Source organism: Sivoneniella epilithica UHCC 1019, assembly GCF_040830845.1.
GTDB lineage: Bacteria > Cyanobacteriota > Cyanobacteriia > Leptolyngbyales > Leptolyngbyaceae > ULC077BIN1.
Map to the genome: position 1 here is coordinate 16,084 of NZ_JBFPDP010000038.1, position 20,729 is coordinate 36,812.

The 20,729-nt window shown below is 47.4% G+C and carries 20 protein-coding genes; 11 read left to right on the top strand and 9 right to left on the bottom strand.

Annotated elements, in window-relative coordinates; genetic code table 11:
• Positions 1-46: 46 nt before the first annotated feature.
• The gene (locus AB3R30_RS19620) at positions 47-559 is read right to left on the bottom strand and encodes an adenine phosphoribosyltransferase (RefSeq protein WP_458650911.1); all 513 of its coding nucleotides are present in this window, start codon (positions 557-559) and stop codon (positions 47-49) included.
• Between the two features lie 284 nt (positions 560-843).
• Here AB3R30_RS19620 and AB3R30_RS19625 point away from each other — a divergent pair, with 284 nt between their 5' ends.
• Entirely contained in the window at positions 844-1,251 is a 408-nt protein-coding gene (locus tag AB3R30_RS19625; protein WP_458650912.1) for an Npun_F0494 family protein, read from the top strand.
• Positions 1,252-1,357: 106 nt separating this feature from the next.
• Positions 1,358-2,833 (top strand): cobyric acid synthase CobQ, encoded by a 1,476-nt coding sequence (cobQ, locus tag AB3R30_RS19630; protein WP_458650913.1) that lies wholly within the window; start codon positions 1,358-1,360, stop codon positions 2,831-2,833.
• Between the two features lie 32 nt (positions 2,834-2,865).
• Here the strand turns inward: cobQ and ndhO are convergent, their stop codons facing one another.
• A complete protein-coding gene (gene ndhO / locus AB3R30_RS19635; protein WP_458650914.1) occupies positions 2,866-3,084 on the bottom strand; it encodes an NAD(P)H-quinone oxidoreductase subunit O in 219 nt (72 codons plus the stop codon).
• 181 nt (positions 3,085-3,265) lie between these two features.
• Between ndhO and AB3R30_RS19640 the strand changes: the two genes are divergently transcribed.
• The 3 genes from AB3R30_RS19640 to AB3R30_RS19650 all read left to right on the top strand — a co-directional run bounded on the left by AB3R30_RS19640 (position 3,266) and on the right by AB3R30_RS19650 (position 4,776).
• Positions 3,266-3,562 (top strand): BrnT family toxin, encoded by a 297-nt coding sequence (locus tag AB3R30_RS19640; protein ID WP_458650915.1) that lies wholly within the window; start codon positions 3,266-3,268, stop codon positions 3,560-3,562.
• Entirely contained in the window at positions 3,552-3,836 is a 285-nt protein-coding gene (locus AB3R30_RS19645; protein WP_458650916.1) for a hypothetical protein, read from the top strand. Before AB3R30_RS19640 ends, AB3R30_RS19645 begins: the two co-directional genes overlap by 11 nt.
• A 166-nt stretch (positions 3,837-4,002) precedes the next feature.
• Positions 4,003-4,776 (top strand): DUF429 domain-containing protein, encoded by a 774-nt coding sequence (locus AB3R30_RS19650; RefSeq protein WP_458650917.1) that lies wholly within the window; start codon positions 4,003-4,005, stop codon positions 4,774-4,776.
• A gap of 89 nt (positions 4,777-4,865) precedes the next feature.
• On the opposite strand, the gene AB3R30_RS19655 is transcribed toward AB3R30_RS19650, so the two are convergent.
• From AB3R30_RS19655 to AB3R30_RS19665, 3 genes are all read right to left on the bottom strand, one after another.
• Complete coding sequence (locus tag AB3R30_RS19655; protein ID WP_458650918.1) at positions 4,866-6,038, bottom strand: alpha/beta hydrolase-fold protein; 1,173 nt, start codon at positions 6,036-6,038, stop codon at positions 4,866-4,868.
• A 225-nt stretch (positions 6,039-6,263) separates the two neighbouring features.
• Entirely contained in the window at positions 6,264-6,749 is a 486-nt protein-coding gene (gene apcD / locus AB3R30_RS19660) for an allophycocyanin subunit alpha-B (RefSeq protein WP_458650919.1), read from the bottom strand.
• Between the two features lie 165 nt (positions 6,750-6,914).
• A complete protein-coding gene (locus AB3R30_RS19665) occupies positions 6,915-7,397 on the bottom strand; it encodes a DUF2721 domain-containing protein (RefSeq protein ID WP_458650920.1) in 483 nt (160 codons plus the stop codon).
• A gap of 267 nt (positions 7,398-7,664) precedes the next feature.
• Between AB3R30_RS19665 and rlmD the strand changes: the two genes are divergently transcribed.
• Complete coding sequence (gene rlmD / locus AB3R30_RS19670; protein ID WP_458650921.1) at positions 7,665-9,071, top strand: 23S rRNA (uracil(1939)-C(5))-methyltransferase RlmD; 1,407 nt, start codon at positions 7,665-7,667, stop codon at positions 9,069-9,071.
• 107 nt (positions 9,072-9,178) lie between these two features.
• Complete coding sequence (gene argJ, locus AB3R30_RS19675; protein WP_458650922.1) at positions 9,179-10,420, top strand: bifunctional ornithine acetyltransferase/N-acetylglutamate synthase; 1,242 nt, start codon at positions 9,179-9,181, stop codon at positions 10,418-10,420.
• A 166-nt stretch (positions 10,421-10,586) separates the two neighbouring features.
• On the opposite strand, the gene AB3R30_RS19680 is transcribed toward argJ, so the two are convergent.
• The 3 genes from AB3R30_RS19680 to AB3R30_RS19690 all read right to left on the bottom strand — a co-directional run bounded on the left by AB3R30_RS19680 (position 10,587) and on the right by AB3R30_RS19690 (position 14,919).
• The gene (locus tag AB3R30_RS19680; protein ID WP_458650923.1) at positions 10,587-12,782 is read right to left on the bottom strand and encodes a CHASE2 domain-containing protein; all 2,196 of its coding nucleotides are present in this window, start codon (positions 12,780-12,782) and stop codon (positions 10,587-10,589) included.
• Between the two features lie 133 nt (positions 12,783-12,915).
• Positions 12,916-13,092 carry a hypothetical protein gene (locus tag AB3R30_RS19685; RefSeq protein ID WP_458650924.1) on the bottom strand — a complete coding sequence of 59 codons (177 nt, stop codon included), beginning with the start codon at positions 13,090-13,092 and terminating at the stop codon, positions 12,916-12,918.
• A gap of 24 nt (positions 13,093-13,116) precedes the next feature.
• Positions 13,117-14,919: a sensor histidine kinase gene (locus AB3R30_RS19690; RefSeq protein WP_458650925.1), complete on the bottom strand. Its 1,803-nt coding sequence runs from the start codon at positions 14,917-14,919 to the stop codon at positions 13,117-13,119.
• A gap of 278 nt (positions 14,920-15,197) precedes the next feature.
• Here AB3R30_RS19690 and AB3R30_RS19695 point away from each other — a divergent pair, with 278 nt between their 5' ends.
• The 3 genes from AB3R30_RS19695 (at position 15,198) to AB3R30_RS19705 (ending at position 19,273) form a co-directional block, all read left to right on the top strand.
• Positions 15,198-16,148, top strand: coding sequence for an ABC transporter ATP-binding protein (locus AB3R30_RS19695; RefSeq protein WP_458650926.1), 951 nt, complete (start codon positions 15,198-15,200; stop codon positions 16,146-16,148).
• A gap of 190 nt (positions 16,149-16,338) precedes the next feature.
• The gene (locus AB3R30_RS19700; RefSeq protein WP_458650927.1) at positions 16,339-17,943 is read left to right on the top strand and encodes a hypothetical protein; all 1,605 of its coding nucleotides are present in this window, start codon (positions 16,339-16,341) and stop codon (positions 17,941-17,943) included.
• A gap of 103 nt (positions 17,944-18,046) precedes the next feature.
• The gene (locus AB3R30_RS19705; RefSeq protein WP_458650928.1) at positions 18,047-19,273 is read left to right on the top strand and encodes an acetate kinase; all 1,227 of its coding nucleotides are present in this window, start codon (positions 18,047-18,049) and stop codon (positions 19,271-19,273) included.
• A 196-nt stretch (positions 19,274-19,469) separates the two neighbouring features.
• Here the strand turns inward: AB3R30_RS19705 and AB3R30_RS19710 are convergent, their stop codons facing one another.
• Positions 19,470-19,643, bottom strand: coding sequence for a hypothetical protein (locus AB3R30_RS19710; RefSeq protein WP_458650929.1), 174 nt, complete (start codon positions 19,641-19,643; stop codon positions 19,470-19,472).
• A 158-nt stretch (positions 19,644-19,801) separates the two neighbouring features.
• Between AB3R30_RS19710 and AB3R30_RS19715 the strand changes: the two genes are divergently transcribed.
• Positions 19,802-20,716, top strand: a complete 915-nt coding sequence (locus AB3R30_RS19715) for a hypothetical protein (RefSeq protein ID WP_458650930.1) — start codon at positions 19,802-19,804, stop codon at positions 20,714-20,716.
• Positions 20,717-20,729: the final 13 nt, after the last annotated feature.

Consider the following 20,729-nt stretch of genomic DNA (forward strand, 5'->3'; position numbering starts at 1 on the left):
TTTCAGTCTAGCGGTTATTTATCGCTAGTGAATAACTAGCGATTCGCTAATATTGCACCAACGCAATGACGGGCACGTTGGGCAGATGTTGCCGTCCGTTCAAATCTTTCAGTTCAATCACAAAAGCACAACCAACCAAGGTTCCTCCGGCTTGCTGAATCAGTTTTGCCGCCGCTCCTGCTGTACCTCCGGTCGCAATTAAATCATCTACCATCAACACTTTAGACCCCGCCGGATAGGCATCTTGATGGATCTCTAGCTTGTCGGTGCCATATTCCAAATCGTATTCAATGGTATGCACGGCAGCCGGGAGCTTTCCCAGTTTGCGAATGGGAACAAACCCCACGCCCATTTTGCAAGCGAGAGCCGTACCAAAAATGAAGCCCCGCGATTCCATGCCAGCCACATAGTCAGGAGCTAAGTCAGCACAATGGTCTGCTAGGGTTGCGATCGCATATTGCAATCCCTCTGCATTCCCCAGTAGGGTTGTGATGTCTTTGAAGGAAATGCCGGGTTTAGGAAAATCTGGAACTTCCCGAATCAGCGCTTTAATATCCATAGGATGATCTGTAGAAAATGAGCGTGTAGAAAAAGACACTACTTAAGTATCTGTTGGTTTATACCAGATCTTGCACCCTAGTGCTGTGTAATATCACTTTGGTTTAGTGAGGTGACACCCAAGACTGTTGGTTAATGACATACTGCGATCGCCCTGGTACAGTAGCAACCTTCCAATTTTGATCGTTCCCAGATGCCTATCCCAGCGAAATTGCCTAAGATAGGAGAGAACTTTTCAAGATTTTTATTTGAACTTGCTTTTAAGCTCTGAGTGTTTCCTTCATAATGACCGCAACTAAACCCCGACAATCCATTCAATATTCTGATAAAACAGTGCTGAGGGCAGACCGGGCGATGCGATGCGCTCCATTTCGGCTCAGGCTATTTGCAACAATGATCCAGCAGAGTGTGTCATTGGGCGCGATCGCCCATACCACAGGCGTTCAGAATCAATATACAGTCAGCCCTTTATCAGAATTACGAGTAGAATCGGAATTACTCTGGCTGATTCAAGTTGGGTTGCTGCGGCGAGAGGTGGATGGGCAGGGCTTAACCGATAGTTTCAGGGTGACTCCGTTAGGACGATCATTAGTCGATAAATGGCAGCAGCATACTGGAGTAAAGCGGTATTCGCCCAGCATCAGCGATCGCTTATATAATGCAGTGTTGCGCTGGTTTCGGCTGCCCATCTAAGTGATCCGATTCACTTTTTATTAAGAACAACACTGGCGAATTGTGCAGAATATTGACGGTCTGCCTGTCTGCCCAAACCCTTATTCAACTGCGTGGAGGTTTGTGAATGAAAGCCATGATGGTAGTGGGAACAACTTCCCATGCAGGTAAATCCTTAATCACTACTGCAATCTGTCGAATTTTGAGTCGCCGGGGCTGGCGGGTTGCGCCTTTTAAAGGGCAAAACATGGCGCTGAATGCCTATGTTACAAATACAGGGGGCGAAATCGGACATGCTCAAGCCGTCCAAGCCTGGGCAGCCGGAATCTTGCCGACGGTCGAAATGAACCCGATTTTGCTGAAACCCCAGGGAGACATGACTTCCCAAGTGATTATTAAAGGCAAAGCAGCAGGTCGGGTTGGGGCGAGTGAGTACTATGAGCAGTTTTTTGAACCCGGTTGGCAGGCGATCGAAGACTCTTTGAATCGACTAGCCGAAGATTATGACATGCTGGTGTGCGAGGGTGCAGGTAGCCCAGCGGAAATCAACCTGAAGCATCGCGATTTAACCAATATGCGGGTGGCAAAGCGGCTAGATGCCCCCACTATGCTAGTAGTAGACATCGATCGCGGTGGTGCGTTTGCCCATGTGGTTGGTACTTTAGAACTCTTAGATGCCGACGAACGGGCATTGATTCGGGGCGTGGTGATCAATAAATTTCGGGGACAGCGTTCGATTTTGCAACCCGGCATCGATTGGCTGCAAGAGCGCACGGGCATTCCGGTTGTGGGTGTGATTCCCTGGCTCGATCAAGCCTTTCCCGCTGAAGATTCCTTGAGCTTAATGGATACGCGATCGCCCAACCCAACGAGCGAAATCAACATTGCCGTACTGCGCCTACCCCGCATTTCCAACTTCACCGATTTTGATCCCTTAGAAGCAGAACCCAGCGTTTCCATCAAATATATTTCTCCTAAACCGCCCTTGGGACATCCCGATGCTCTGATCATTCCTGGCTCAAAAACCACCATTCCTGACTTGATCGTGCTGCACAAAACAGGCATGGTAGAGGAGATCCAAAACTATGTAGCCGCCGGAGGAACCGTTCTAGGGATCTGTGGCGGCTATCAAATGTTGGGTAAAATTTTGGCAGATCCAGAAGGCATCGAAGGGCAGGAAGGGCGCTATAAGGGCATCGGCTTGTTGCCGCTTAAAACCGTGATTGCCGGACAAAAAATCGCACGTCAGCGCACAGTTACCTCCAACTATCCCCAAGAAGGATTGCCGATCACGGGCTATGAAATTCATCAAGGGCGATCTCGCCTGATGGAAGAAGCCATGGGGGTTGATGCTCTGTTTGATGATGCTAACTTGGGCGTGGTGGATGAAAGTCGCTCCGTTTGGGGCACTTACCTACACGGGATTTTTGATAATGGACCATGGCGACGGGCTTGGTTAAACCGCCTCCGCCAGCAGCGCGGCTTAAAATCGCTACCCACTGGGGTTGCCAACTATCGTGAGCAGCGTGAGGCAATGTTAGACAGCCTCGCCGATGCGGTAGAACCTCACCTCACCCTCACCCCCTTTTTACCTAACAAGTAAGAACCTGAAAAGTAAGATTAGTGGGGCGATCGCTAATCTTTGAATTCCTCCAGTTGCTCCAGCCGCAGCCAAATGTTGGGTGTGGGCGTAATGCCAAATTTCACTAAGGCATAGTCGCCACTGAGATCAACCACTTCGCCTTTGCTCGTAAACAGATAGGACGGCAAGCGCGGATCGCTGGCTTGGGCTTCCAGGCTGTTTTCTAGCTTGTCTTTGATAGCACGAACAAAGTCACCGCGTTTGATAGGCATAGGGTCACAACTACAATCAAGATCTTTCGATATTCTAAAGCGTGAAGTGCGTCAGGAAGCAGAAGTTAGCGGTCAGAATGATAGATGTTTATAAGTAACTGTGTCAATAGGTGAGCCGAATCAATATATGGACGAGAAAACGTATTGACAACGTAAATACACTTTACCTACACTACAGGACATGGATGTGTATTTCGTACTCAATGGCGTTACCTTCGTCTGGAATGATGAGAAGGCTAAGATTAACCCAAACAACCATGATGGTATTACGTTTCAGCAAGCGACAGAAGCTTTTTTCGATCCGCTTCTTGTGGTGGTTGATGCCAGTCGCAATGATGAGGCGCGAGATGCTGTCATTGGCTTAGATAGACGGTGGAATCTCTTGTACGTCGTCTACATTGAGCGTGAAAACGACATCATTCGGATTATCTCGGCTCGTAAAGCGACCCGCAAGGAACGTGAATACTATGAAAGTTGAGACATTAAAAAAACGGCTAGATAAAAATCGTCCCATGATAACAATCACCATTCGGATTCCCGAAGACGTGATTGAAGATTTAAAGCGAGTTGCACCGTTGCTTGGGTTTTCTGGGTATCAATCCTTAGCGCGTGCCTACATTGGACAAGGGCTTCGTGCTGACTTGGAGCGGTTAGAGGGAGATACCGTTTCTGCGTTGATTGCCAGTCTGAAGCGTCTGGGTGTAAGTGATGAAGTGATTCAAGAGGCACTTAGTGAAGTTGCTGAGTGTTAGTCTAAGTTTTTGATTGCAGGCACTAGCTCAATACTCAGTTGGGCTGGGCAGAACGGCGGAGATCGCTGGGGGTTCGAGGTTATTTACTGCCGCACAACTTCACCAATCGGCTGACTCTATTCAGGCATGGACTAATCTGACACAAACTTAATCTGGCTTAATTTTCATGAGATTTATCGGCGTTGATTTGGGCTGGAGTTCGGGTGCAAGTGGGTTGTGTTGTTTAGAGTGGCGATCGGGTAAGTTGGTGTTGCTGGATTTGCAGCGGATGTTGGCGATCGCGGATATTCTTGCCTGGATCGATAGCTGGCTTCCTCCTGATCAACCGGGAATGGTAGCGGTGGATGCGCCAACCCTGATTTCTAACGCGACTGGAATGCGCCTGTGCGATCGCCTCGCCCACAAATATTTTGGCAAGTATCATGCAGGCTGCTATCCGGCAAATCTGGGTTCCACCTTTGCTCAACGCACTTTGACATTTGGCTTAAGCCTAGAAGAACGCGGCTTTCACCATGCCCCCACGATTCAACCCAAAAAACTAGGACGCTGGCAAATTGAAGCTTTTCCCCATCCCGCGATCGTTCATCTGTTCAACTTACCGCGCATCTTGAAGTACAAAAAAGGAACTTTAGCAGAACGCCGTCCCGAACTTGCCCGATTGCGTCACTACATTCACGAGTTTTTACCCTTGCACGATCCTCCGTTGGACGTGAGCCTCGGTACGATTCCAGAAATTCCGCTCAAAGGGGCTGAACTAAAAGCCGTGGAAGACCAGCTAGACAGCCTGATTTGCGCCTACATCGCCGCTCACTGGTGGCATTGGGGCATTGAGCGAAATTTAGTACTGGGCGATTCCCACAGGGATCGTTTCACGAATCGCACCACAGGTTATATCGTCGTACCCATGCCGGATAAGAAAGTTTTGAGTTTTGAATGTTGAGTTTTGAATTGAATCATTAACTCAAAACTAAGAACTCAAAACTCAAAACTACTCCTCACTCCACCATACTCCTCACTCCACCATACTCCTCACTCCACCAACGGTACAGGCGGCATATCAGCGTTCTGATCGACGCCGCCTAAATTTGCGAGATCAACGGTGCCTGTGGTCAAAAAGCGGAAAGTTTCTTGATAGAGGCTTTGCCAGAAGCGGTTACTCATGCCTTGACTGATTTCGGTAGGGTCAACGAGCGGATGGGGCACCAAGTCTTTTGCTGGATAAATGTAAAGGTGGTTGCCGTTGGAACTACCGCCAATTTGGTCAAATAAGGTTTTGTTGGTGTTGATGTCGGCGGCATCTTCGTTTTCGGTTAGCACCATAAAAACGGGAGTTTTTTGTAGAGAATTCACAGAATTTTGGCTAAGAACAACGCTGCTACCAAAGCGATCGGCGGCAGTCAGGCACCCGACTGGAAAGCGTAGATTGGGGTCCCAACCCGATTCACTGATGTCGAGTGGACCCGCTAGGTTAATGTATCGGCGGCGTTCTTCCCCATAGATGTGGATTAAAGGCGCATAGGCAACCACTTGTTTGATGAGATCGGGGCGGGCAGCGGCAAGCCCTAAAGCAACCGATCCGCCAACGGATAGCCCAACGGCGTGAACATCACCAGGCATGGCATCTAAGTCTGCTAGGCGCGCTTTGGCATCGGTGAGGTAGTTGAGATGGGAAGAGAGAAAGTAGCGATCGAAATTGGGATCATTTGGGGTTTCAACGGCTTTCACAATATCCAGCAGGCGGGGTTCGATCGCCACAAGTCGCGCAATTAAAGCAAGGCGCTGCATATAGCTAGGACGAGTGAAACTATCTGGATTCTCTGCAACATTGCCTAAATAGTGACTTAAAACCGGGTCTGCTTGAATCTTGGCTTTTAGCGGCGCGGCAATTTCCGGTTTGAGATCCACCTGTGCCCAATTTTTAGCCGGATTGATCAAGACATGCCCTGCAATAGAGGGCTGATAAACATTAAAGCCATTACGAAATAGGTAGTCTGCCAGTCGCCAGAGTTGGTGTGGTTTGGCACTGAATCCATGAAACATCATCACCGTGCCACGAATGGGCTGACCCGGTTGATGAAACAAACAGTACGGGTAAGCCCCATCCCGTCGTTCAGAATTGCGATCGACGCTAGAAACGTAGGACGCGATCGCGGCTTTAGTTTGATTAATCTGCTCAGCAGTGGGAGAAGTAAAAGTATTCATGCAAATTCTGTTGCGGGGGCTAAGGGTTCAAAAATCACTTGCGTCATTGCAAACAACCATTCACCAGTCCTAGATTCCGCAAGCTGAGACGAAAAACTAGCAAAAAACTTCCCACAGAAGACCTTACTGATAGCCGGATCTATCGAGTGTTGCCTACCGTGGGAAATAAATTTGAAAGTTAAATTCAGCCAGACACGATTCAACTTCGTAAAAACACCGCCAAGCCTAAGACATCGCCTGAACAATATAGTCGAAGTAGGGCGAAGCCTCTGCTGCATCTTCATCGCTTAGCAGTTCTAGAGAAGCTGCCTTCAAACAACGAATCGCTTCCGCCATGCCCGGAACCGGAACTCCCAAAGCGTTATACATCTCGCGTGCGCCAACAATGCCAATCGATTCGATTGGATCTTTGTCACCCGCAAGAACGCCATAGGTAACCAATCGCAGATACCAACCATAGTCTCGAAGACAAAGCGCCCGCTGCTTATCGCCGTAGGCGTTACCACCTGGAGCAATAAAGTCAGGGCGCTTTCTCCAAAGCTGCTTGCTGGCTTCTTGAACAATCTTTTTCTCATTTACAGACAGCGTTTCGACAATGCGAGTACGCTGTTCGCCCGTTTGAAAGTACTCTTTCACGGCTTGGAGTTCGCCAAAAGTTGGGTAGCGAAGCTCATCATCGGCTTGAAGAATGACTTGGCTAACTACGCTCATAATTATCGTGGTTTCTTAGGGGTATGGTTTATAGTTTAACGAGTCTTGGGGTCGCAAATAAAGACAATTATTGTTTCGCAGCAAGGTTCGCCACACTTTCAAGAGAGTACCGCGCTAGACATATGAGAAATGAAAAAGTTTTGTAAAGCTTAAGGTTCTTCCCACTCAGCTTTCTTCCCATATAGAGAGACGGCGGAGTTCGTAGCAAATCGCCTGATGGGAAATGCGAACTTCTAGGGCACAGAAAAATACGCCGGTTACTAAAATGCCAGCCCCAATTAGAAAAAGCGCAAGTACGGCGATCGCTAGCCAGTTAGAATTCAGCAAGACAGTGAGAGCGATCGCAAACATGCATAACAACAGCGTCAAGATTGACCCATAAATACTTAACGAGGCTTTTTGCAGCAGCATGTGACGACGGACAAAAATAGGAACTTGTTGATCCAGTAGGTTTAAGCGTTCTTTCCAATAATTATCCCCACTACTTTTTTGAAGCAAATCTAACCGATCTTGGTCAATTTTTCTCATGCGATCGCCCACCGATGTATACCGGGTCAGGATGCCATTTTGCGCCAGCGTACAGACCGACATCAGCACCGCCGGCGCAATAATCAGTTGAATGGTGCGCGCAACGGATTCGGCATTCATTTCAAGTATCATGACGTTTATAAAGTAGAGAGTAGAGTACGAAAACAGAGTGCGGAGTGCGAAATAAGAATCTGTGCTAGTTGATATTGCTCTAATCAAATGACAGTTTAGTCTCCAGGCTTGAGATAATCTAGTAGGCGATCGCCTAAATCAATCGCCTAAATCAACAGATACAAACTTTTTCTTGCTGTAAATTGTCGGTTGATATTAAGTGGAGGCTGTTAGGATAGTCGTTTGCGATCGCGCACTTACACAGAACACTTCGCCATGACATACTCTCCCGATCTTGTTGATTCCATGCCATTAGAAGACCCACGCTGGCAACAGGGCGAACTGGTTGAGGTGGTCATTTCCGATCTCAGCGACAGTGGCGATGGCGTGGGGCGGGTCAATCAGCGGGTGGTGTTTGTGCCCGATACCGTGACAGGCGATCGCGCGATCGTGCGCTTAGTGCGGGTCAAGCCCCAATATGCTAATGGCAAACTACATGAATTGCTAGAACCTTCGCCCCATCGGATTCGTCCAGGTTGCATCGTGGCAGATAAATGCGGTGGCTGTCTGTGGCAGCACGTTGACTATGCCTATCAAACCGAGGCAAAGCGCAATCAAATATTGCAAGCATTAGAGCGTATCGGCGGATTTAGCCAGCCGCGAATTGATCCGATGATTCAAGTGGCAGGTGCGTTGGGTTATCGCAATAAGGCAACCTATCCCATGCGGCGATCGCCCACAGGTCAGGTACAAGCGGGCTACTACCAAAAAGGCAGCCATTTGCTAATTAACCTCAACCAGTGTCCCATTCAAGATCAGCGGCTCAATCCTTTGCTTGCCGAAGTGAAGCAAGATATTCAAACGCGCGGCTGGAGCATTTACGACGAAGCGAAACATCAAGGCAAGGTGCGCCATTTGAGTTTCCGCATTGGTCGCCACACCGGAGAAATGTTGCTGACGCTGGTGGTGAAAGAGGGCAAACTGGAAGGAATGAAAGAGCAAGCCGCAGAGTGGATGGAGCGGTATCCGAGCTTAGTAGGCGTGGGTTTAAACATTAACCCCAATCGCAGCAACGTGATTTTTGGTAAGGAATCCTATCCGATCGCTGGACAGCACCACATACACGAAATTTTTGCTGGCATGACCTTTCAAATTTTGCCCGATACCTTTTTTCAGGTAAACACCGAAAATGCGGAAGCGCTGATGGAGTCAATTTTGGCTGAACTCAACCTGCAAGGAACCGAGGTTGTGCTGGATGCTTACTGCGGTGTGGGAACGCTCACCTTACCGTTGGCGAAACAGGCAAAGCAAGCGATCGGTCTGGAAGTGCAGCCCGAAGCGATTGAACAAGCGGCGATGAATGCTGCCTTAAATGAACTGCATAATGTCACCTTTCAGCTAGGCACGGTTGAGAAACTGTTGCCCACTTTGAAAGTGCAACCCGATGTGGTGATCCTTGATCCGCCCCGCAAAGGCTGCGATCGCTCGGTGATTGAAGCACTATCGCAAATTCAGCCTCATCGCATTGTCTACGTCAGTTGTAACCCTGCCACCCTTGCCCGCGACTTGAAGTTGCTATGCGAAGCCGGAGCCTATACTCTCACCCGTGTGCAACCCGCCGACTTCTTCCCCCAAACCGCCCATGTGGAATGTGCCGCCTTCCTCACCAGAACGGATTCTTAGCGAAAGTCGCTAGTTTTTAGACTCAACCAAACCGTACTGCGGATGTCAGTTGCCTAACTCCGACCCTGATATAATCGCCCAAAGTATGGTGATTTTGGGAGAGTGACATGGCAGAGTGGCAAGTGATTTCAGGCGGCGTGACGGCACCAAAAGGGTATCGGGCAGCAGGAATTACCGCAGGATTGAAACCGTCTGGATTGCCAGATTTGGCGCTAATCGTGTCGGATGTGGAAGCGATCGCGGCGGGAGTATTTACCCTCAGCGTCGTTCGAGCCGCTTGTATAGACTACTGCCGGGACAAACTGCGCGCCAGACCCAACGCCCGTGCCATTCTTTGTAACGCAGGACAGGCGAATGCTGCTACTGGATCACTAGGGATTGTCGATGCCATAGAGTCTGCTCAATCGCTTAGCCAACAGTTGGGAGTTTCATCCGACACCGTTTTGCTAGCATCCACCGGCGTGATTGGGCAGCGAATCAAGCTAGATATTCTAAAGTCTGCCTTACCCAAGTTAGTAGAGTCTCTTTCTGAAACCGGATCAGATGCCGCTGCGAAGGCAATTTGTACGACTGATTTAGTCCCAAAAACGATCGCCCTAGAAACCACTTTTGGAGACAGACCCGTGCGGATCGGCGGCATCTGCAAAGGTTCCGGCATGATTCACCCCAATATGGCAACCATGCTGGGCTTCATCACTTGCGATGCGGCGGTTTCTCCTCACTTATGGCAGCAAATGTTAAGCCGCGCCGTAGATAAAAGCTTCAATCAGATTACAGTAGATGGCGATACCAGCACCAATGACACCGTGTTGGCACTGGCAAACGGAGAGTCTCGCACCCCCGCGATTACCGAGCCAGGAGTTGAAGCAGATAAGCTAGAAGCGATGCTGACGGAGGTGTGCATTTATTTGGCAAAGGCGATCGCCCGTGACGGTGAAGGCGCAACCTGCCTGATTGAAGTGCAAGTTTCTGGTGCGGTAGACGATGCCTCTGCCCGGACGATCGCTCGGACGATCGCGGGATCATCCCTCACCAAAGCGGCTATTTTTGGGCGCGATCCCAACTGGGGCAGAATTGCCGGAGCCGCCGGACGAGCCGATGTCCCCTTTAATCAAGATGACTTACAAATTAAACTAGGCGATTTCTTGATGATGGATCGAGGACAACCTCAGCTTTTCGATCGCATCGCTGCCAACGCCTATCTTAAACAAGCCGCCGCCGGAGCCTATTTGCAAGAAGATACCGTCTTAATTTCTCTCAGCGTCGGAGATGGATCGGGGGTTGGCACCGCTTGGGGCTGTGACCTTAGCTACGATTACGTCAAAATTAATGCGGAGTACACGACTTGAGCGAGTGGCGAGTGATGAATGGCGAATGACGAATAGCGAATGACGAATGATGAATGGCGAATGGCGGAGGTTGAACTCAAAACTCAAAACTCAAAACTCAAAACTCAAAACTCAAAACTCAAAACTCAAAACTCAAAACTTCGCACTTCGCACTTCGTCTTTTCCTTTAGCCCACTTCCATCGGAAGTAGAGAAAACTCGTAGCGTCCTTTGCCTGCTTGCTTTGCTCGATACATGGCGTTGTCTGCTTCTTTTAATAAGGTTTCCAGATCAGATGCCTGCTGAGGATAGAGGCTGATGCCAACACTGCTGGTAATGGAGATGAGGTGCCCGTCTAGTTCAAACGGTTTAGCGAGAGTAGTGAGTAGTTTGGTTGCGACTCTCGCTGCATCTTGGGCGCTGGGAATTCCAGGCAGAATCACGGTAAATTCATCGCCGCCCAGCCGAGCCACGGTGTCACTACCCCGTAAACAGCCTATGAGACGACGAGCTACAGCTTTGAGCAACAAGTCGCCAATATTGTGCCCTTTGGTGTCGTTAATTTGTTTGAAACCATCTAAATCTAAAAAGAGTAAGGCAACCAGTTGGTCTTGTTCCTTTGCCCACGCGATCGCCTGTTCCAAGCGTTCGTGAAAGAGCTTGCGATTGGGTAAGCCGGTGAGGGAATCGTGATTGGCAACATGATTCAGTTGGGTTGCAGCGCTCTGGAGTTCTGCGTTGGATTGCACCAGTTCAGCGGTCGTGCGTTTCAGATCATCCTCTATACGTTTGCGCTCGGTAATATCTCGAATGATACCGACTAGAAAACGATTCCCGGCTGCATCTTTATGGAGCGATCGCTTCGTTTCAATCTGATGGGTAAAACCATTGCGATCGGTAAAAGCTTCTTCGTTGTGAGCGTCTCGTTCCGTGCGAAAAACCATACCATCTTGCTGCCGAAAAACATCCGCTTCTGCCTGCGGAAAAACATCGTAGTCTGACTGTTCAATTAATTCCGCCAAGGGATAGCCCAAAAACCTTGAAAACGCTTCATTCAGAACCACCCATCGATAATGTCGGTCTTTCACAAAAATTGGATCAGGAATCGTGTTGATGATGGTGTTGAGAAATTCTTTAGAGCGACGCAGTTCCTCTTGCACACGGGCGATATGGGAAATGATGACGATCGCAGAGACAGTCATGGTGACTAAAGGTGGCACCACTGGAATCCACCAGCCTATCAGCAGGGAACCATAGGCAATCAGCACCAACCCGATTCCCGCGATCGCAATCCCTATCATGGACAGTCGCGGCGATCTCAGTTGCCAGCTAATGACGGCTCCCGCTCCTGCCCAAAGGAGAATCCACAGCCATTCCAGCGGGTCAGTCCAGCTATGAATCAACGTCCGTCCGTCTTTTGCTGCGCTCAAAATTTGGCTAATGAAGTGAGCATGAAATTCTACCCCTGCAATCGCTCGCGGTGCCCTAAGCAACTGGCTGCTATAGGATGTGAATACAAAATCGTTGACGCTAACGGCGGTGTAGCCGATTAATACAATGCGATCGCGAAATATTTCTGGCGATACCTTTTCGGCTAACACGTCCGTAATTGAGACTTGCCGAAAACTGTTAACAGGTCCACGAGGATTGAGCAAAATCTGATAGCCCCCATCATCCGACAAAATATAAGCACCCTCATTAGCCGTATATCGCCGAAAAATGGCGTTACCCAGTTGCAGATTGCCCGAACGGTCAGTAGCAGATTCTGGCTTAATCCCTTGCATTCGCAAATATTTAAGTGCTAATGCTAATGCAAAACTTTGTCGCGCTGGATGGTTATCTTCTGGTTTCCAATACAGTAGCCCTCGTCGCACTTTGTCATCTTGGTCATGCACCAAATTGTTAAAGCCAACTTGATTGAGCCGCTCTAAGACAGGCGGGGCAGGCACTTCTGGATTGTCTTGATCGGCAATGTAGGTAATTCCAATTAGATTGGGATTTTGTTGATAGGCTTGCATCAGGGCTTGGTGTCCAGGTTCAACAGGCAAATCGCGATAAATATCTAAGCCGATCGCACGAGAACGAGCCATTCGCAAAATTTCTAGTAGCTTAGCCAACTCAGCATCGGGAATCGGATATTTGCCAATTTGACGTAAATCTGAGTCATCAACGGTCACAATTACAATGCGATCGTCCCTAGGCTCAGAGGGGCGCAGATGAATCATTTGATCGTAGGTTGCAAGTTCCCATCCTTGCAGCAACCCTGCAAAGCGGACTGCAAGCACACAGCTAGTTACGCCTAATGCCGTCAGTATGACTCTGTGTCGTCTTTGGGTAACTTTGTAGAGACGTTGCAAAAAGTCTCGATGCTTATCAAACGCCATGGTGTGTTCCAGTCTACAAAGAACCTTATAGTTTCAGCCTACTCAGCCTACAAAAACTTTGGAGATGCCATATTGATGAGATTGTCAATGTAACAGCTATTAGGATGCCCTATATGGGGATAACCGTAACCTATCAGCCTGAATGATTCATCAACTCATCATGATGCACTCGCGATCGCCCATGACAATTCAATGGTTCTACATTCTGCTTGACTTGCCACATCGGTACTATGTCGCCCACTATTAGCGTTTTAGGCTCCGCGATCGCCTTTCTCAGCACTACGCTCCTGCATTGCAAGCCATCCGACACTATAGTTACTTGTAAGAATAGCCCTTAGTTCAGTTGCCTTCTTATGACGGTTGATTGATTTAATTCAGTTTTTTGAGGAGTGAGGGGAATTTGAATGGTGAACTCAGTTCCTTGATCAGAAGATGAACAGTCCAAGCGACCCCCATGTTTTTCTACAATGATTTGGTAGCTGATGGATAGTCCTAATCCAGTTCCTTTCCCAATCGGCTTGGTTGTGAAAAAGGGATCAAATAACCGCGATCTCACTGACTCTGGCATCCCAATACCATTATCGATGATCCGAATTGCTACATAAGTATCGTCGAGTAGTTCGGTATGAATCGAAATGCAAGGGCTAGACAGTAAAAGTTGAGAGTTAGAATTTATTTTAGATGCCAAATTTCTAGCTCCGATTTCTTCTCCTAACGCATCGATCGCATTGCTTAAAACATTCATAAACACCTGGTTGAGTTGTCCTGCATAACACTCCACTAAGGGTAAAATTCCATAATTTTTAATCACTTTAATTGACGGATAATCGGCTGTTCCTTTGAGGCGATGTTGCAGAATTAGCAATGTACTATCGATGCCTTCGTGAATATTAACTGCCTTCATTTCAGATTGATCATGACGTGAAAAATTTCGCAAAGACAGCACGATCTGTCGAATTCGATCAGCCCCAATCTTCATGGAAGATAAAATCTTGGGCAAGTCTTCTTGAAGAAAATCAAATTCAATTTCCTCAATGCGATCGCGAATCTCTTGAATAGGATTGGGGTAATAGGTTTGATAAAGTTGAACTAATCCAATCAGGTCGCGGTTATAAGTATTAATGTGGTCTAAATTACCAAAAATAAAATTGACAGGATTATTGATTTCATGGGCAACTCCTGCAACAAGCTGACCCAAACTGGACATTTTTTCTGTTTGAATCAGTTGGCTTTGAGTCTGCTGTAGCTCTTGTAGAGTTTCTTCCAACTGTTGCGATCGCTGTCTTAGATCTGCCTCAGACTGTTGCAGTGCCTCTTGCGACAATTTCTGTTCCGTCACATCAAGCACTAGCGATAAAGTCGATTCAATCTGTCCTGCCTGATTAAATTGGGCTGAGTTATACCACGCACAATGGACAATGCTTTCTGTCTTTGTGTAATTACGATTTTGGCAAACATTTCGAGGAGTACTGCCATCAATTAAACGGGCGATCATTTCACCCACGATCGCTACATCTTCCTCATAAATAAACTTTAGGTCATTTGGCAATAATCCAATTATTTCCGGTGCCTCCCAGCCAAATAATTCTTCTGCCCGTTTTGACCATCCCTGAATGCGAAAATCTTGATCCCATTCCACCAGTGCCAACGGTGAATTTTCAACATGAAATTTCAAACGCTGGTGAATTTTTTCTAACTCTTTTTCTGCCTCCTGCCGTTCCAAAATTTCACGTTCTAGTCGTTGATTTGTGTTTATCATTTGTTCTGGACTGGGCAACTGTAAAATTTTAGGAATCAGCGACACTAAAACGATCGCCGTACCCACAGAAATAGCAGCCGTGAGTGATTTAATCACGCTAGAAAGCCAATAGGTGGGATGCCATATTGTCCAAATGCTGAGCAGATGCCCTGTGCCACACGCAACAATAAATCCGCCAAATAAGCAAACTACCCAATCAAAAGGAATGTCTTCCCGCTTGCGAACAATATAGAGCAACACAATTGGAATCGAATAGTATGCTAAAGCAATCAGCCCATCTGAAATTACATTTAGCCAAACGAGTTCAGGTTTCCAAAGGTAGCAGTGCCCGTGGGGTACAAAAGACTCTGACAAAAGATTATGAAATACCGTGAGCATTGCGTTTTTCCTTATTGGGAAATGTCAACTCGTAGTGTGCCCCTTGAGACCAAAGGAGTTGACATACTGTGAAATCTTCTCGTAGACGTTTGCCCCTTTCAGAATGTGTTACGCCGTTTTGAGTTTTGAATACACAATTCACTCACCATTCGCCATTTGTGACTCACTATTTGTGACTCGCTATTTTCCCTTTATTTTCTCTGTTTCAATTTCCGAAATGATAATGGCAAATCTTGTAGGGACAGGCTAGGCTATCGTTAACTTTTCAACCTTTTAATATGGTGAAAGACCTGGCAATTTCTACCCATGGGCTGACCAAGCAGTTCGATCGCTACCGGGCGGTTCACGAACTGGATCTAAACGTCGAAGTGGGCGAGGTGTATGGACTCATTGGTCCCAACGGAGCAGGCAAAACCACCTTAATTCGTCTACTTGCTGCCGCTGAAGATCCCACAACAGGAGAAATTTTTATCAACGGAGAACGCCTGCTGCGCGATCAAAGCAATGCTCAACTTAAACGGCACATTGGCTACTTGCCCGATGACTATCCACTTTATGATGACCTGACCGTTTGGGATTATCTCGATTATTTTGCCCGTCTCTATCAGTTACGAGAGCCGCGCCGCACTCAACGATTGCGAGAGGTATTGGATTTAGTGCAGCTAAGTCATAAGCGCAGTAGCCAAATTTCTACGCTGTCTCGCGGCATGAAGCAGCGGCTGAGTTTGGCACGGACGATTATTCACGAACCGCTGTTGCTGTTGTTGGATGAACCTGTTTCTGGACTTGACCCGATCGCTCGGATGCAATTTCGCGAAATTGTTAAAACCTTGCAAGAAGCAGGCATGACGATTTTAATTTCCTCTCATGTACTCAGCGATTTAGCCGAACTGTGTACATCTGTTGGCATTATGGAACTGGGCTATTTGGTGGAAAGTACCTCTCTGCAAAATCTCTATAGCCGTCTCAGTCGTCAGCAAATTATCTTGGCGACCTTGGGTGATCTGGATGTACTCAGGGCAGAACTTCACCAGCATTCTCATGTGGAAAATATTGAGATATTGCCAGGAAGCCAACGTCTGCGGGTGGAGTTTTCAGGCAATGCTGAGGCGGGAGTCACGTTATTGCGATCGCTGATTGCCGCCGGAATTCCACTCTCCGAATTTCACCCAACCCAAGACGATCTCGAAACCATTTTCCTTAAACTAGGACATCAACAAGCTTCGTAAATATATGGGTGTGTTTCGCTATGCACTCGTGGTTTTCATTCACCATTTGTCATATCAGTTTGAAATTGAAACGCAACAGATACTTTTCTAAAAATGGAAATACTGTTTTGTCTCAAAACTCAAAACTCAAAACTCAAAACTGTATCATTCACTCTCCGCCATTCATCATTTCCCCTTTGGAGCCTCAATTATGCTTCCTAACCTGCTGCTATCTTTCTCAGATTGGAATCCGCAGTTTTTTCGAGAAGTCAAAGGTCGCCTCAAAAATCGCAACCTGACCCTGACCGTTTTGTCCTCTTTTTTGGCTCAGTTTACCCTGCTGTTTTATTTTTGGACAGCCCTCCCTACCCCAAAACTAACTGTCTCCAGCCGCTATTGCGTGGGTAAAGAAACCTACGGTTGGAATGATTGCGTGTTAGATGCTCAGGGCAATGTGTTAATTAACTGGCAGATTTGGTGGACAGATCTATTTCAAGCTGTCACCTGGGTTTTGCCGTTTATTTTGCTGATCGCAGGCGTGTATTTGCTCATCAGCGATTTGGCAAAAGAGGAGCAACGCGGCACACTGAATTTCATCCGTCTCAGTCCTCAAACTAGCCAAACAATTTTATTGGGTAAGCTGCTAGGAGTGCCGCTACTCGCTTATCTAGGTGTATTGCTGGCAGTGCCGCTGCATCTATGGGCAGCAGTTCACAGTGGAGTTGATACCGCAGAGTTGCTGAGTCTATATCTGATTGTTCCAGCAATTAGTTGTGTGTTTTACCTAGGAGCCATTTTCTATGCTTTTTTGGGTGCTGCCCACGGCTGGCTGGGTGCTGCGATCGTGTGTGGACTATACACAATTTTTTATCAAGTTTGGCAAAGTTCGCGATATTCTTCAGAACAATATTTTATTGGTTCTGAATTCTGGTATTACCTTCCGATCGCCAGCAATCTAGGGCTATTAACTCTCTTTGTTTTAGGTATTTGCACAATCACAACGTTTTGGTTTTGGCAAACAATTAATCGGCGATTTTGCAATCCGAACCTCACATTAATTAGCAAACGCCAAAGCTACGCCATGACCGCTTGTGTTGAGTTGTTCATTTTAGGCTTTGTTTTTCGTGATATTGGCGAAAAGGAATACTATCGACCTCTCTACGATCTGGTTGCGTTGATTGTGATCAATTCATTCTGGTTTTTGGTGCTAATTGCGGCACTCACTCCCCACCGCCAAACCTTATTAGATTGGGCACGCTATCAAACACGCACCTCTGGCAGAAAGCTGAAGCTGACGAAAGCGATTGTGCGAGATTGGATAGTCGGCGAGAAAAGTCCAGCGATCGCAGCGATCGCCCTCAATCTACTGCTAGCGATCGCCATTCTCACGCCGTGGATTTCAACCTGGGGACAGCCGACTCAACAACTGCAAGGCTGGGCATCCTTGCTGCTAAACGCGACCTTTATGCTGATCTGTGCGGCGATCGCTCAACTAATTTTGTTTAGCCCATCCAAAAAGCGATCAGTCTTCGCTCTAGCCATCATTGCGGCACTCATTGCCCTGCCACCCCTGATCATGCTAGCGATCGGAGCTCGCCCTGACCACGGTAGTCTTTCCTGGATGTTGTCTGGTTTTGCCTTCGCTAGTATTGAATCTGCTTCCAAAATGACAATTTTGTGGGGTTTATTGGGGCAAATGCTGGTGCTAACCGGACTCACTGCTCGCCTAACTCATCAACTGCGCCGCGCTGGAGAGTCAGAAATGAAAGCGTTGATGTCAGAAAAACCTCATATCAATGTCACCTCAAATTTTTGAAATTGGCGGATTGAGGCACAACTCATCTTCAGAAATAGCCTGCAATACAGCGAATTACAGAGGAATACACTAGGCTTTGGAGGGTGTTGAAACTTTATGCGTTATGAAAATATTGGTGCTGAATGCTGGCTCTAGCAGCCAGAAAAGTTGCCTCTATGAGTTTCCGGGTGGATTGGTAGACCAGCCGCCAGAACCTCTGTGGAAAGGGGCGATCGACTGGACGGTGGAGCCAGGGAAAGCAGCAATTAAGGTAAAAGCAAATGGAAAAGTGCTAGAAGAACTCGTATCTTCTACCTCTAAAGCTGAGGTAACAACTCAGCTATTGCAAACCTTGTGGCAGGGCGAAACGCAGGTACTCAAGGCACCCAGTGAAATTAATGTGGTTGGGCATCGGGTGGTGCATGGTGGGACAGAATACCGCGAAAGTGTGCGGATCACGCAGGAGGTGAAAGCGGCGATCGCCCGTCTTGCAAACTTTGCACCGATCCACAATCCCGTTAATCTAGAAGGAATTGAAACCATCGAGCAGATTTTGGGAACCGAAGTGCCGCAGGTTGCCGTATTTGATACTGCCTTTCATGCCCATTTGCCACCCGATGTCTATGTCTATCCGGGTCCCTATAACTGGCTTGAAGCCGGAATTCGTCGCTATGGGTTTCATGGCACCAGTCATAAATATTGCTCTGAACGAGCGGCTCAACTACTGAAGCGCGATTTGCCAGATCTAAGGCTGATTACCTGTCATTTGGGCAACGGTTGCTCTTTGGCTGCAATTCGCAATGGCTACAGCGTAGATACGACTATGGGTTTTACGCCGCTGGACGGCTTGATGATGGGCAGTCGTTCCGGTTCGCTTGACCCCGGCATTTTGATTTATCTAATGCGAAATCAGGGCTACACTGCCGATGAACTGGATACTATGCTCAACAAAGAGTCGGGTCTGAAGGGGATTTCTGGAGTGGGTGCAGATATGCGTCAGATTCTTGCTGAAATTGAGAAAGGCAACGATCGCGCCAAGTTAGCTTTTGATATGTATATCCATCATCTTAAGTCGGCGATCGGGTCGATGTTGGCAGACTTGGATCGACTTGATGCGATCGTCTTTACGGCAGGCGTAGGCGAGAATGTGCCCTTAGTGCGAGAGCTTGCCTGTCAAACCTTCGATTTTTTGGGCGTAAAGATTGATCTTGAAAAAAATAATAGCCGTCCTATTGATGTTGATATCGCTACATCAGACTCGACAGTCAAGGTGCTGGTAATTCATACTCAAGAAGAGTGGGCGATCGCGCAGGACTGTTGGCAGCTAGTGGGGGACGGCTCAACTCGCTAATCTTAAGGGAAAAAGCGGCATTGTTGAATTGGGGGATGAAATTTGTAGGGGCAATCCCTTGTGGTTGCCCTCTATCCTCGGCAGGGTAGGCACAAGACCTACCCCTACAATCAGAAATCATACTTGCATTAGGGCAGGCACAAGACCTACCCCTACAATCAGAAATCATACTTGCATTCAGCAACGCCGAAAAAGCTTAAGTTAAAAAACGCATTGCATCATTAAAGCGATTAACTAAGGAATTTGCAGGAATTTTAATCAAATCGATCGCATGGTATCGCGGTGAAATATCAATCCCAGCGGCGGCTTTCAAAAGGTACAACACATAAATGGAAAGCGCGATCGCGCAAGCTTGTTGAAAACGGTTCATCGCTATCCGGTTTAAATAGAACTGGTTAAGGCTTCAAGGAAATCAAAGCGAATTCCTTAAATTTGGTATTTGTTCAGAATGAGACTGCATGATGGTAAAACGATAGTATGTCATCACCTATTGGGGCATAAAAATCATCATGAGTGAGGAGCCGCAGAATGCTAGTGTGGTTTATGCATGGAGCTTCAGTTCGGCGATCTGGCTATGCCGATCCACTACGCGATCGTTTGATTGCAGATTTTTCAGATCGCGGATTGACTTTGCCTGAGTTTTATTCCAGCTACTGGGGTGAAGAATTGGGTAGCACGAATGAAATTTGGGATTATGTTCAGCAAGACTTAGAAAACTTTAAATGGGATTATCCCCAAGTTGATATCGATGATGTCTTTCACTATCGTCAACGTCGAGAACAACTGATTACAGGATTCTTTCAAGATATTTTCAAATATCTTAGCAGCCAGCAAGGACGCGAAATCCGCCGTACCGTTGCCATGCAGTTTCTCAACTTCCTAACCGACAATCCCTATGACGAAGATCTACACCTAGTGGCACATTCTCTCAGTAGCGTCATTTTATGGGATTTGCTGTTTTCAGACTATGGCACATCTGATCCGGCTTATTATTTTCGCAGCGTGATTAACGGTCTAGTAGATTCGCCCAATAAACGCAAAGTAAAGCTACGCAGTATTACAACGTTGGGTTGTCCATTGTTGATCTTTAAGCAAATGATGAACATGGATGAGCAGCGGCTAAAAACTTTTGCTGGCGGCTATTCCGGTACGGCTTTACGATGGATCAACGTGATTCATGCATCCGATATCTTTGCCTATCCCCTGCGCGCCAGCCTCGATTTAGATGATACGGAGTTGTTTTTTCGCGATCGCTATTTAGGAGAACGTAATTTCATTAAAAAAAGTATTGGAGATGTAGCAATGGCACTAGGACTCATTGCTGATCACACTAGCTATTGGCGCAGTGCGCGGGTCAGCAAACTAATAATGGCAAACCTAATTGGCGATTATGACGGGCTTTCCGGCAATAGCCCAATCTTAGAATTTGGTGAGTTTGACTAATTGAGACTGATTT

Bases quoted from the DNA above. Each gene is read 5' to 3' on its own strand.
- AB3R30_RS19620 (WP_458650911.1), bottom strand. From the start codon at position 559: ATGGATATTAAAGCGCTGATTCGGGAAGTTCCAGATTTTCCTAAACCC.
- AB3R30_RS19625 (WP_458650912.1), top strand. From the start codon at position 844: ATGACCGCAACTAAACCCCGACAATCCATTCAATATTCTGATAAAACA.
- cobQ (WP_458650913.1), top strand. From the start codon at position 1,358: ATGAAAGCCATGATGGTAGTGGGAACAACTTCCCATGCAGGTAAATCC.
- ndhO (WP_458650914.1), bottom strand. From the start codon at position 3,084: ATGCCTATCAAACGCGGTGACTTTGTTCGTGCTATCAAAGACAAGCTA.
- AB3R30_RS19640 (WP_458650915.1), top strand. From the start codon at position 3,266: ATGGATGTGTATTTCGTACTCAATGGCGTTACCTTCGTCTGGAATGAT.
- AB3R30_RS19645 (WP_458650916.1), top strand. From the start codon at position 3,552: ATGAAAGTTGAGACATTAAAAAAACGGCTAGATAAAAATCGTCCCATG.
- AB3R30_RS19650 (WP_458650917.1), top strand. From the start codon at position 4,003: ATGAGATTTATCGGCGTTGATTTGGGCTGGAGTTCGGGTGCAAGTGGG.
- AB3R30_RS19655 (WP_458650918.1), bottom strand. From the start codon at position 6,038: ATGAATACTTTTACTTCTCCCACTGCTGAGCAGATTAATCAAACTAAA.
- apcD (WP_458650919.1), bottom strand. From the start codon at position 6,749: ATGAGCGTAGTTAGCCAAGTCATTCTTCAAGCCGATGATGAGCTTCGC.
- AB3R30_RS19665 (WP_458650920.1), bottom strand. From the start codon at position 7,397: ATGAATGCCGAATCCGTTGCGCGCACCATTCAACTGATTATTGCGCCG.
- rlmD (WP_458650921.1), top strand. From the start codon at position 7,665: ATGACATACTCTCCCGATCTTGTTGATTCCATGCCATTAGAAGACCCA.
- argJ (WP_458650922.1), top strand. From the start codon at position 9,179: ATGGCAGAGTGGCAAGTGATTTCAGGCGGCGTGACGGCACCAAAAGGG.
- AB3R30_RS19680 (WP_458650923.1), bottom strand. From the start codon at position 12,782: ATGGCGTTTGATAAGCATCGAGACTTTTTGCAACGTCTCTACAAAGTT.
- AB3R30_RS19690 (WP_458650925.1), bottom strand. From the start codon at position 14,919: ATGCTCACGGTATTTCATAATCTTTTGTCAGAGTCTTTTGTACCCCAC.
- AB3R30_RS19695 (WP_458650926.1), top strand. From the start codon at position 15,198: ATGGTGAAAGACCTGGCAATTTCTACCCATGGGCTGACCAAGCAGTTC.
- AB3R30_RS19700 (WP_458650927.1), top strand. From the start codon at position 16,339: ATGCTTCCTAACCTGCTGCTATCTTTCTCAGATTGGAATCCGCAGTTT.
- AB3R30_RS19705 (WP_458650928.1), top strand. From the start codon at position 18,047: ATGAAAATATTGGTGCTGAATGCTGGCTCTAGCAGCCAGAAAAGTTGC.
- AB3R30_RS19710 (WP_458650929.1), bottom strand. From the start codon at position 19,643: ATGAACCGTTTTCAACAAGCTTGCGCGATCGCGCTTTCCATTTATGTG.
- AB3R30_RS19715 (WP_458650930.1), top strand. From the start codon at position 19,802: ATGCTAGTGTGGTTTATGCATGGAGCTTCAGTTCGGCGATCTGGCTAT.